Genomic DNA, 11726 nt, shown 5'->3' on the forward strand with positions numbered 1-11726 from the left:
AAAGTCGTCCATTCTACGCCAAGACGTTGGCTTGCACAGGTGGGGGCTCCAAGCTTCAAGCTGCGGCGCTGCACTTGAGGCGTGAAGCTTACGCTTCTGCAACGCGGAACCGCTTTTGCTTGCAGCTCAACGCTCACCGCCACTGGCACTGGCACTGGCACTGGCACTGGCACTTCGCCACATTTGAAGGCATGCTAGTCGCCTTGCCTGTCCGGCCTTATAGTGCGCCACGCATGGCCCTGTCCCTGCCGTCGCCAGCCCAATCGCAGGATCAACGCTTGACCAACCTCACCCAACCGCCGTTCCTGCGTCCTGGCCAGCCTGCCCCGACCCTCGGTCTGCACGGTTCGCTCAAAGGCGCGCTCGCCTTGCTCGCGCTGGTACTGACGGCCCTGCTGCTATGGCAACTGTTCGCCCAGTTCCAGCGCACCCAGGCAGAGCTGCGGGAAAAAAGCGTGGCCGAGACTTCGGAACTGGCCGATCACCTGGGCCTGCATCTGGCGCTCAAGGCCCAGCAGGCCATGAACCTGATGCAACCGCATACCGAAGTGCCCGCGCCAGCGGCGATACGCTCGCTGCTGGTCGAGCTGCGCGCCCGCATGCCGTTGCTGCGGCAGTTGGCCTGGCTCGACAGCGCAGGTCGCTTCCAGGCCGACAGCCTCGAGGCGACCAGCGACCATGGCCTGGTCGGTGAATACCTGGGGTTGATCCAGGACCGCCCGTATCTCTATGGCAACTCGTCCGACGGCCAGTCGATCTACCTGTTGCTTCGTCAGCCGGCCGGGCACGGCTACTGGCTGCTGCGGCTGGAAAAGGACTACCTGCACGCGCTGACGCGCCCTCTCGGCGCCCCGCTGCAGCCTTCCTGGTTGCTCGAGAACAGCCGCAGCGGCCAGGTGCTCGATCGCCATGTGGCCGAGCCGAACAGTGGCCAGGCGCCCGGCAGCGTGGTGCTGGCCTTCCTCGACAACAGCGCCTGGCAACTGCGTGGCCTGTTCGATGCGAGCCTGGTTCGCCAACAGCTGTTGCCCGGTCTGCTGGGCAAGTGCCTGCTGGTGCTGTGCTGTGCCCTGCTGCCGATCCTGACCCTGGCGCGCATGCGCCGTCGACAGCGTGCCCTGCAGGAGGACCGGCGTCGCTACCAGGAAATCTTCGAAGGCACCGGGGTGGCACTGTGCGTGCTCGACCTGTCCAGCCTGCCCGGCCAGCTCGACCGCTACCACGTCCGCAATCCGGCCGCGCTCAAGCAGAGCCTGGCGCTGGATCCGCAACTGCGCCGGGCGCTGCTGCGGGAGCTGAAGATCACCGAGATCAACCAGGTGGCCCGCCAGCTGCTCACTGTCGAGTGCCACCAGGGCGCCTGGCAGCGCCTGATCATCGGCACTGGCGACGGCCTCGAGGGGGTCGGCATGCAGTTGATCGGCGCATTGATCGAACAGCGCGCGCAGCTGGAGCTCGAGGTACGCCTGCCCGCCCCGCGCGGCGGCGAGCTGCACTTGTGGCTCATGGCTCGCCTGCCGCAGCAACGCTGCGACTACCAGGCAGTGATCCTGAGCATCAGCGACATCACCAGCCGCAAGCAGGTCGAGCTGTCGCTGCTCGAGCGCGAAAGCTTCTGGTCGAACGTGGTACGCACCGTGCCCGACCAGTTGTACGTCCAGGACGTGCAAAGCCAGAACATGATCTTCAGCAACCGCCATCTGGGCCATACGCTGGGCTATGAGCGTGCCGAGCTGACCGCCATGGGCGAGCGCTTCTGGGAAATGCTCATGCACCCAGAGGATGCCCGGCACTACCAGTCGCTGCGCTGGGCGCAACAGGCAAACGCCGAGGGCGGCTCGCTGCACTGCCAGCTGCGCTTGCGTCACCGCGATGGCAGCTGGCGCTGCTATGACATCCGCGAACAAGTGTTGACCCGCGACAGTACAGGCGCGGTCACTCGGATCATCGGCATAGGCAAGGACGTCACGGTACAGATCGAGGCCAGCGAATCGCTGCGTGACAGCGAACGGCGCTACCGGATGCTCGCCGAAAGCATCAGCGACGTGATCTTCTCCACCGACAGCCAGCTCAAGCTCAACTATGTCAGCCCCTCGGTGCAGAATGTGCTGGGCTACCAGGCAGAATGGATATTCGAGCACGGCTGGCAGACCGCCGTCGCCAATCCGGCCCAACTGGATGGCGTGTTGGCCTTCATCGAGCAGGTCAATGCCGCGCTGGGCGACCCGGCCGCGCTGGCCTGCCTGCACATGCAACTGCCTACCCAGCTGTTTTTGTTCGACTGCCTGCGTGCCGATGGGCGCAAGATCCCGATCGAGCTGCGCCTGGTGCTGGTGTGGGACGACCAGGAGCGCTTCGAAGGCATCCTCGGCGTTGGCCGCGACATCAGCCAGCAGCGCCGTGCCGAGAAGGACCTGCGCATGGCCGCCACGGTCTTCGAGCATTCGACCTCGGCGATCCTGATCACCGACCCGGCTGGCTACATCGTCCAGGCCAACGAGGCGTTCAGCCGGGTCAGCGGCTACTCGGTGGATGAAGTGCTGGACCAGATGCCAAGCATGCTGACCGTCGATGACCAGCAGCAAGCGCACTTGCGCTATGTGCTCAAGCAACTGCACCAGCGTGGCAGCTGGGAGGGCGAGGTGTGGCTCAAGCGGCGCAGCGGCGAGCACTATCCGGCTTGGGTCGGCATCACCGCGGTGTTCGACGAGGAAGGCGACCTGGCCAGCTACGTGTGCTTTTTCACCGACATCAGCGAGCGCAAGGCCAGCGAGCAACGCATTCACCGCCTGGCCTACTACGATGCGCTGACCCACCTGCCCAACCGCACGCTGTTCCAGGATCGCCTGTACACGGCGCTGCAACAGGCCGAGCGACAGAAATCCTGGGTGGTGCTGATGTTCCTCGACCTGGACCGTTTCAAGCCGATCAACGATTCGCTCGGCCATGCCGCCGGTGACCGCATGCTCAAGGACATGGCCGAGCGCCTGCTCGACTGTGTGCATGACGACGACACCGTGGCGCGCATGGGCGGCGACGAGTTCACCTTGCTGCTGCAACCGCGCGCCACCCGGGAGGTGGCGCTGAACCGGGCAATCCATGTGGCCGAGCGCATTCTCGGCAGCCTGGTGCGCCCCTTCGTGCTGGAGAACCGCGAGTTCTTCGTCACCGCCAGCATCGGCATCGCCTTGAGCCCGCAGGATGGCAACGAGCTGAGCCAGCTGATGAAGAACGCCGACACCGCCATGTACCATGCCAAGGAGCGTGGCAAGAACAACTTCCAGTTCTACCAGACGGACATGAACGCCAGCGCGCTCGAGCGCCTGGAGCTGGAAAGCGACCTGCGCCATGCGCTGGAGCAGGACGAGTTCGTGCTCTACTACCAGCCGCAGTTCAGCGGCGACGGCAAGCGCCTGACCGGCGCCGAGGCCCTGTTGCGCTGGCGCCACCCGCGTCGCGGGCTGGTACCGCCAGGCGACTTCATCCCGGTGATCGAGGAGCTGGGCCTGGTGGTCGATGTGGGCGACTGGGTCCTGCGCGAGGCGACCCGCCAGCTCAAGGCGTGGAGCCAGGCCAAGGTCAAGGTGCCCAAGGTCTCGGTGAACATTTCCGCCCGACAGTTCTCCGACGGCCAGCTCGGCACCCGCATCGCCACGATCCTCGAAGAGACTGGCGTGCCGCCGGCCTGCCTGGAGCTGGAACTGACCGAAAGCATCCTGATGCGCGAGGTCGACGAGGCCATGCTGATCCTCGACAGCCTGAAGAACCTCGGCCTGAGCATTGCCGTGGACGACTTCGGCACGGGCTACTCGTCGCTCAACTACCTCAAGCAGTTTCCCATCGATGTGCTCAAGATCGACCGCACCTTCGTCGACGGCCTGCCCGAAGGCGAACAGGACGCCCAGATCGCCCGCGCCATCATCGCCATGGCCCACAGCCTGAACCTGGCGGTGATCGCCGAAGGCGTGGAAACCCATGAGCAGCTGGAATTCCTTCGCGAGCATGGCTGCGACGAGGTGCAGGGCTACCTGTTCGGCCGCCCCATGCCTGCCCGCCAGTTCGAATCCCAGTTCAGCAACGAGACGTTGTTCGTCTTCGACTAGCTCCGGAGCTGCAAGCTAGAGCCGTGTCGCTTTGCCTGGACGTAGCGTCTGCCACACTGGCGCCGCGGTCGGCCTGTTCCCGGAGCTTGCGGCTTGCGCCGCGCCGTTGATCCACATGAAACCCATTCATATGCCAGCCCAAGGGCAATGGGTTAGAATGCCCGCCCAATCCAGCCCGATCCTTGAGGACCGCCATGTTCAGCCGTGATTTGACCATTGCCAAGTACGACGCCGAGCTCTTCGAAGCCATGCAGCAAGAAGCCCTGCGCCAGGAAGAGCACATCGAGCTGATCGCTTCGGAAAACTACACCAGCCCGGCCGTCATGGAAGCCCAGGGTTCGGTCCTGACCAACAAGTATGCCGAGGGTTATCCGGGCAAGCGCTACTACGGTGGCTGCGAGTACGTCGACGTCGTCGAGCAGCTGGCCATCGAGCGCGCCAAGCAGCTGTTCGGCGCCGACTACGCCAACGTCCAGCCGCATGCCGGCTCCCAGGCCAACGCGGCGGTCTACCTGGCCCTGCTGTCGGCCGGCGACACCATCCTGGGCATGAGCCTGGCCCACGGCGGCCACCTGACCCACGGCGCCAGCGTCAGCTCTTCGGGCAAGCTGTACAACGCCATCCAGTACGGCATCGACGGCAACGGCCTGATCGACTACGACGAAGTCGAGCGCCTGGCCGTCGAGCACAAGCCGAAGATGATCGTCGCCGGCTTCTCCGCCTATTCCCAGGTGCTGGACTTCGCCCGCTTCCGTGCCATCGCCGACAAGGTCGGTGCCTACCTGTTCGTCGACATGGCCCACGTGGCTGGCCTGGTCGCCGCGGGCGTCTACCCGAACCCGGTGCCGTTCGCAGACGTGGTCACCACCACTACCCACAAGACCCTGCGCGGCCCGCGTGGCGGCCTGATCCTGGCGCGCAAGAACGAAGAGATCGAGAAGAAGCTCAACTCGGCCGTCTTCCCTGGCGCTCAGGGTGGCCCGCTGGAGCATGTCATCGCGGCCAAGGCGATCTGCTTCAAGGAAGCGCTGCAGCCTGAGTTCAAGACCTACCAGCAGCAGGTCGTGAAGAACGCCCAGGCCATGGCCGAGGTGTTCATCGAGCGTGGTTTCGACGTGGTATCCGGCGGCACCCAGAACCACCTGTTCCTGCTGTCGCTGATCAAGCAGGACATCTCCGGCAAGGACGCCGACGCCGCCCTGGGTCGCGCCTACATCACCGTGAACAAGAACTCGGTGCCGAATGACCCCCGTTCGCCGTTCGTCACCTCCGGCCTGCGCTTCGGTACTCCGGCGGTCACCACCCGTGGCTTCAAGGAAGCCGAATGCCGCGAGCTGGCTGGCTGGATCTGCGACATCCTGGCCGACCTGAACAACGAAGCGGTGATCGACGCGGTCCGCGAGAAGGTCAAGGCGATCTGCAAGAAGCTGCCGGTCTACGGCAACTGATCGACGATCAGCCGATGTCGAGAAGCCTGGCCTTGCGCCAGGCTTCTTCGTTTCTGGCCACCTGCCAGCGCCTGGTCACGACGCGACCGCAGCGGCTGTCTCCCGCTGCAAGCAATGAGGCCGGAGTCTGCTGGGGCAGAGGATCGATGACGCGGACCGGGGCCGCCAGGCGGCCCGCCCCCCTGCCGATGCCAGACTCGAGTCCGGGCGCCTGGAAAGCGAACGGACTCAGCCCTGGCCCAGCGCCTCGAACCCCGCCTTGATCGCCTGCTCCGGCAGATCATCGGCGATGAACACCAGCACGCTTTCGCGTGCTTCCCCTTCCCGCCATGGGGCATCCCAATCGAAGCCATACAGCTTGAGCACGCCTTGGAAGACCAGGCGGCGATCTTCTCCAGCGATGTTCAGCACACCCTTGTAGCGCAGCAACTGCTTGCCGTGGTTTTCCAGCAGCTGGTTCATGAAGTCGCTGAGCCGATCGATGTCCAGCGGCGCTTCGCTGCGCAACACCAAGGTCGAGATGCGATCCGCCGTGGCCGGCTTGAGCACCGGGCGCAGCCTTGGCTTGAGGTTTTCACCCAGCTCCGGATTGAGGTTGAAGCCGCGCACATCGAGCAGCTCGGCCAGGTCGATGCGGCCATGTTCGACCACCCGGATCGCCGCGCGGCCGTTGATGCGTGCCAGGCGTTCGCGCAGCGCCTGGACCACCTGCGGCTCGACCAGGTCGGTCTTGCTCAACAGCAGGCGATCGGCGAACCCTACCTGGGCCTGGGCGATGGTCTGTTGCAGATGCAGCTCGGCATGCGCCACGTCGACCAGGGTGATGATTCCGTCGAGGATGTAGCGCTCGCGCAGCTCCTCGTCGATGAAGAAGGTCTGCGCCACCGGCGCCGGGTCGGCCAGGCCGGTGCACTCGATCACCAGCCGGTCGAAGGCGATTTCGCCGGCATCCAGGCGCTCGAGCAACAGGTACAAGGCACGGGTCAGGTCACCGTGGATGCTGCAACATACGCAGCCATTGGCCAGGGTCATGACCTGCACCGGCTCGTCGCCGAGCAGCTGGCCGTCGATGCCGGCCTCGCTGAACTCGTTCTCGATCACCGCGATCTTCAGGCCGTGCTCGGCCTTGAGCATGTGCTTGAGCAGCGTCGTCTTGCCGGCGCCAAGAAAGCCGGTGAGGACGGTAACGGGGATAGGGCTGGAAACGGACATCTGGACTCCCGAAATGAAACGCGCCACGGCAAGGCGTGGCGCGTGGTACTACAACGGACTCAGCAGCAGCGGGGGTTGCCCTTGCCGCCACCGTAACGGGCCTCCTGGCGCTCGCGGAAGAACGCCTCGTAGCTCATCACCGGCTTGTCCGGGTGCTTGGTCTGCATGTGCTCGACGTAGGTGTCATAGTCGGGCATGCCGACCATCAGGCGGGCTGCCTGCCCCAGGTACTTACCCAGTCGACCGAGATCGTTGAACATCACTGCATTCCTCTATGGTCACGCATCAGGCAGGGCCTGGAACGGGGTTTCCTTGTCGCTGCGCTCCTTGCGGCCCAGGGCGGCGTAGCCGACCTTGAGCGCGAAGAACAGGATGCTGAACACCACCACCAGGAACAGGATGGTCAGGCCAGCATTGGTATAGGCATTGAAGATCACGTGCTGCATCTGGCCGATGTCCTTGGCTGGCGCGAGCACCTGGCCGGCCTCCAGGGCGGTGCCGTACTTGTTGGCCAGGGCCAGGAAGCCCACGGCCGGGTTCGGGTCGAACAGTTTGATCAGCCCCGCGGCGGTGGTGCAGATCAGCAGCCAGACGGCTGGCAGCAAGGTGACCCAGACATAGCGCTGGCGCTTCATCTTGATCAGCACCACGGTGCCCAGCATCAGCGCGATACCGGCCAGCATCTGGTTGGAGATGCCGAACAGCGGCCACAGAGTATTGATGCCGCCGAGCGGGTCGACCACCCCTTGGTACAGCAGGTAGCCCCACAGCGCCACGCAGCCGGCGGTGGCGATCAGGTTGGCGGCCCACGAGTCGGTACGCTTGAGCGCAGGCACGAAGCTGCCCAGCAGGTCCTGGAGCATGAAGCGACCGGCGCGGGTACCGGCATCCACCGCGGTCAGGATGAACAGCGCCTCGAAGAGGATGGCGAAGTGGTACCAGAACGCCATGGTGTTCTCGCCAGGCAGCACCTGGTGCAGGATCTGCGCGATGCCCACCGCCAAGGTCGGCGCGCCACCGGCACGGGCCAGGATGGTGTGCTCGCCGATGTCACGGGCCGTCGCCTCCAGCTGCTCGGGCGTGATGGCAAAGCCCCAGCTACTAACGGCCTGGGCCACCGAGACGGCATCGCTACCGACCACCGCGGCCGGGCTGTTCATGGCGAAATACACGCCCGGCTCGATGACCGAGGCGGCGACCATGGCCATGATCGCCACGAACGACTCCATGAGCATGCCGCCGTAGCCGATGTAGCGGGCGTTGACTTCGTTGTCCAGCAGCTTGGGCGTGGTACCCGAGGAAATCAGCGCATGGAAGCCGGACACCGCGCCACAGGCGATGGTGATGAACAGGAACGGGAACAGCGTGCCCTTCCAGACCGGGCCGGTGCCATCGGTGAACTGGGTCAGGGCCGGCATCTTGAGTTCGGGAGCGATGATCAGGATGCCGATCGCCAGCGCGACGATGGTGCCGATCTTGAGGAAGGTCGACAGGTAGTCGCGCGGCGCCAGCACCAGCCAGACGGGCAGTACCGCGGCGACGAAACCGTAGCCGACCAGCATCCAGGTGATCTGCACGCCGGTGAAGGTGAACGCCGGGCCCCAGTTCGGATCGGCCGCCACGACGCCGCCGAGCCAGATCGACAGCAGCAGCAGGACCACGCCGATCAGCGAGATCTCGCCGATCCGGCCGGGCCGGATATAGCGCATGTAGATGCCCATGAACATCGCGATCGGAATGGTCGCCATGACCGTGAACATGCCCCACGGGCTTTCGGCCAGGGCCTTGACCACGATCAGCGCGAGCACCGCGAGGATGATGATCATGATCAGGAAACAGCCGAACAGCGCGATGGTGCCAGGGATCCGGCCCATCTCCTCGCGGACCATGTCGCCCAGCGAGCGACCGTTGCGCCGCGTGGACAGGAAAAGCACCATGAAGTCCTGCACCGCGCCAGCCAGGACCACCCCGGCGATCAGCCACAGGGTGCCCGGCAGATAGCCCATCTGCGCTGCCAGCACCGGGCCGACCAGCGGCCCGGCCCCGGCGATCGCCGCGAAATGGTGACCGAACAGGATGTGCTTGTTGGTCGGCACGTAGTCCAGACCATCGTTGTTGAGCACCGCCGGCGTGGCGCGACGGGGATCGAGTTGCATCACCTTGGTGGCGATGAACAGGCTGTAGTATCGATAGGCAACCAGATAGATGGCCACCGCCGCGACCACGATCCACAAGGCATTGATCGCCTCGCCACGACGCAGGGCGACCACACCTAGCGCACAGGCTCCGAGGACGGCCAGCACCAGCCATGGCACATGGCGTAGCAGGCTATTATTGTTGTTCATGGTTTACTTCCAGTGGTGGATTGGAAAAGACCGCTCATCGAGTCTAGGGCCTGTCATCGCCCAATGCCACACTTGCTTTGGTCTAGCGCGCGCGCCGCCTGATCGACGGGGCGCCGCGCCTCGGTCCTGCCCATGGAAACATCTGGAGAATCTGTCACATGAACCAGCATGACGAACGTCGCCGATTCCGCCGCATCGCCTTCGACGCGCCCATGGAACTGCGCCAGGGCGAGCGCGCCTGGCCGGTGAAGCTGCTGGACCTGTCGCTCAAGGGGCTGCTGGTGGAACGTCCGGCTGGCTGGGATGCCGAGCCGGGCAAGCCGTTCGACGCCATCATCCATCTCGACCTGCACCGGCAGGTGGCGATGCAGGTGGAGCTGCGCCACCAGGAAGCCACCCGGCTGGGCTTCGTCTGCAAGCACATCGACATCGACTCGCTGACCCACCTGCATCGCCTGGTGGAACTGAACCTGGCGGACGAACAGGAGCTGAGGCGGGAGCTGGGGGTGTTGATGGAGGTTTGAGAGTTTGGACTGGCACAGCAACGACCCTTCGAACCCGCTCGAGGCTTTGCCGACTGTCGGATCCTGAGGCCGCTTTGCGGCCTATCGCGGCCGGGATGCCGGACCGGCCGCGATAGGTCACTCGAACAAAGCATCCAGCGCCTGTTCCAGGCGCGTGACGGCAATGATCTGCAAGCCTGACGGGGCTTCCTTGGGCGCGTTGGCCTTGGGCACGATCGCCCGCTTGAAGCCGTGCTTGGCCGCTTCCCTGAGACGCTCCTGGCCGCTGGGCACCGGCCGTACCTCGCCGGACAGGCCGATTTCACCAAACACCAGCAGCCCATGGGCCAATGGCCGGTTGCGCAGGCTCGACATCACTGCCGCCAGCAGCGCCAGGTCGGACGCGGTCTCCAGGACCTTGACGCCACCGACCACGTTGAGGAACACGTCCTGGTCGTGGGTCGGAATCCCGCCATGCCGATGCAGCACCGCCAGCAGCATGGCCAGCCGGTTCGGGTCCAGGCCCAAGGTCACGCGCCGCGGGTTGGCCAGGTGGCTGTCGTCGACCAGTGCCTGCACCTCGACCAGCATAGGCCGGGTGCCTTCCCAGGTGGCCATCACCACGCTGCCAGGCACCTCCTCCTGGGTACGGTTGAGAAATATCGCCGATGGGTTGGACACTTCCTTCAAGCCACGATCGGTCATGCCGAACACGCCCAGCTCGTTGACCGCGCCGAAGCGGTTCTTGACCGCGCGCAGCAGGCGCAAGCGGCCATCGGACTCGCCTTCGAAGTACAAGACGGTATCGACCATGTGTTCCAGTACCCGAGGGCCGGCTAGCGATCCCTCCTTGGTCACGTGGCCGACCAGGAAGATCGCCGTACCGCTCTGCTTGGCATAGCGCACCAGCAAGGCGGTACTTTCGCGCACCTGGGCCACGCCGCCAGGCGCCGACTGCAACTGCTCGGTGAAGATCGTCTGGATCGAGTCGATCACCATCACCCGGGGCTTTTCCTGACGCGCGGTGGCGATGATCGTTTCGATGCAGGTCTCGGTCATGACCTTGAGCTGGTCCTGCGGCAGGCCCAGGCGCCGGGAGCGCATCGCCACCTGTTGCTGCGACTCTTCGCCGGTGACATACAACGCCGGCATCCGGGTCGCGATGTTGCAGAGGGTCTGCAGCAGGATGGTCGACTTGCCGATCCCCGGGTCACCGCCGATCAGCACCACCGAACCGTCCACCAGGCCACCGCCGAGCACCCGGTCGAGTTCGGTGCTGCTGGTGGTGAAACGCGGGATTTCCTCTACGCTGACTTCAGCCAGGGTCTTGATCTGGGCCTGTTGTCCGGTCCACCCGGCACGCCCGCTAGGCGCTGCCGCGGCGCCACTTTCGAGCATGGTCTCCACCAGCGTGTTCCAGGCGCCGCATTCGCCGCACTGACCGGCCCACTTGGGAAAGGTAGCGCCGCACTCGGTGCAGCCATACAAGCGCTTGGCCTTGGCCATGGATGGTCCTCCCCGGAAAAACCGCCATGATAGCCGACCCTGATGTGTCTCGAACCTGCAGGAGGTCGACAAAACTATTGAGTCTGGCCGCAGTCATTAACTGCTCGGTGCCACATCATGCATGCGGCCTGGCGCGAATCGCCATACCTTCAAACTGTTACAGGGAATACACCATGAGCATGCTCAAGGAATTCAAGGCCTTCGCGGTCAAGGGAAACGTCGTCGACATGGCCGTCGGCATCATCATCGGCGCGGCCTTCGGCAAGATCGTCTCATCCTTCGTCGGCGACGTGATCATGCCGCCGCTCGGCCTGTTGATCGGCGGGGTGGACTTCAGCGACCTGGCCATCACCCTCAAGGCCGCGCAGGGTGACGTGCCGGCCGTGGTGCTGGCCTACGGCAAGTTCATCCAGACGGTGATCGACTTCATCATCATCGCGTTCGCCATCTTCATGGGCGTGAAGGTGATCAATCGCCTCAAGCGTGAAGAAGCCGTGGCACCAAGCGCGCCACCGGCACCCTCGCCCCAGGAGACCTTGCTGACGGAAATCCGCGATCTGCTCAAGGCTCAGAGCCAGAATCGGCAATCGTGAACGCGGCCAGCGCTGG

At 64.7% G+C, this 11726-nt stretch carries 8 protein-coding genes; 4 read left to right on the plus strand and 4 right to left on the minus strand.

Annotated features, from left to right (window positions below):
* The first annotated feature begins 278 nt into the window (after window positions 1-278).
* Entirely contained in the window at window positions 279-4103 is a 3825-nt protein-coding gene (locus tag ACY8GK_RS12525) for a sensor domain-containing protein (protein WP_462401368.1), read from the plus strand.
* Between the two features lie 194 nt (window positions 4104-4297).
* Window positions 4298-5551, plus strand: coding sequence for a serine hydroxymethyltransferase (gene glyA, locus ACY8GK_RS12530; RefSeq protein WP_196176914.1), 1254 nt, complete (start codon window positions 4298-4300; stop codon window positions 5549-5551).
* A gap of 228 nt (window positions 5552-5779) precedes the next feature.
* On the opposite strand, the gene yjiA is transcribed toward glyA, so the two are convergent.
* Genes yjiA through ACY8GK_RS12545 form a run of 3 tightly spaced genes read right to left on the minus strand, consistent with a single transcriptional unit; the run spans window position 5780 to window position 9108 of the window.
* On the minus strand, window positions 5780-6763 hold the full coding sequence (yjiA, locus tag ACY8GK_RS12535) for a GTPase (RefSeq protein ID WP_196176913.1): 984 nt from the start codon (window positions 6761-6763) through the stop codon (window positions 5780-5782).
* 59 nt (window positions 6764-6822) lie between these two features.
* Entirely contained in the window at window positions 6823-7023 is a 201-nt protein-coding gene (locus tag ACY8GK_RS12540) for a YbdD/YjiX family protein (protein ID WP_196176911.1), read from the minus strand.
* Between the two features lie 18 nt (window positions 7024-7041).
* Window positions 7042-9108, minus strand: a complete 2067-nt coding sequence (locus tag ACY8GK_RS12545; RefSeq protein WP_196176909.1) for a carbon starvation CstA family protein — start codon at window positions 9106-9108, stop codon at window positions 7042-7044.
* 158 nt (window positions 9109-9266) lie between these two features.
* Here ACY8GK_RS12545 and ACY8GK_RS12550 point away from each other — a divergent pair, with 158 nt between their 5' ends.
* Window positions 9267-9632 (plus strand): PilZ domain-containing protein, encoded by a 366-nt coding sequence (locus ACY8GK_RS12550; RefSeq protein WP_462401369.1) that lies wholly within the window; start codon window positions 9267-9269, stop codon window positions 9630-9632.
* Window positions 9633-9749: 117 nt separating this feature from the next.
* Here the strand turns inward: ACY8GK_RS12550 and radA are convergent, their stop codons facing one another.
* Entirely contained in the window at window positions 9750-11117 is a 1368-nt protein-coding gene (gene radA, locus ACY8GK_RS12555; protein ID WP_196176905.1) for a DNA repair protein RadA, read from the minus strand.
* 173 nt (window positions 11118-11290) lie between these two features.
* Between radA and mscL the strand changes: the two genes are divergently transcribed.
* Window positions 11291-11710: a large-conductance mechanosensitive channel protein MscL gene (gene mscL, locus ACY8GK_RS12560; RefSeq protein ID WP_196176903.1), complete on the plus strand. Its 420-nt coding sequence runs from the start codon at window positions 11291-11293 to the stop codon at window positions 11708-11710.
* Window positions 11711-11726 lie beyond the last annotated feature (16 nt).

It is taken from the genome of Pseudomonas sp. Marseille-QA0332, from assembly GCF_054950175.1.

What these genes read in the sequence shown, in the direction of transcription:
- radA (WP_196176905.1), bottom strand. Translation starts at nt 11,117, where the DNA reads ATGGCCAAGGCCAAGCGCTTGTATGGCTGCACCGAGTGCGGCGCTACC.
- ACY8GK_RS12540 (WP_196176911.1), bottom strand. Translation starts at nt 7,023, where the DNA reads ATGTTCAACGATCTCGGTCGACTGGGTAAGTACCTGGGGCAGGCAGCC.
- ACY8GK_RS12545 (WP_196176909.1), bottom strand. Translation starts at nt 9,108, where the DNA reads ATGAACAACAATAATAGCCTGCTACGCCATGTGCCATGGCTGGTGCTG.
- mscL (WP_196176903.1), top strand. Translation starts at nt 11,291, where the DNA reads ATGAGCATGCTCAAGGAATTCAAGGCCTTCGCGGTCAAGGGAAACGTC.
- ACY8GK_RS12550 (WP_462401369.1), top strand. Translation starts at nt 9,267, where the DNA reads ATGAACCAGCATGACGAACGTCGCCGATTCCGCCGCATCGCCTTCGAC.
- glyA (WP_196176914.1), top strand. Translation starts at nt 4,298, where the DNA reads ATGTTCAGCCGTGATTTGACCATTGCCAAGTACGACGCCGAGCTCTTC.
- yjiA (WP_196176913.1), bottom strand. Translation starts at nt 6,763, where the DNA reads ATGTCCGTTTCCAGCCCTATCCCCGTTACCGTCCTCACCGGCTTTCTT.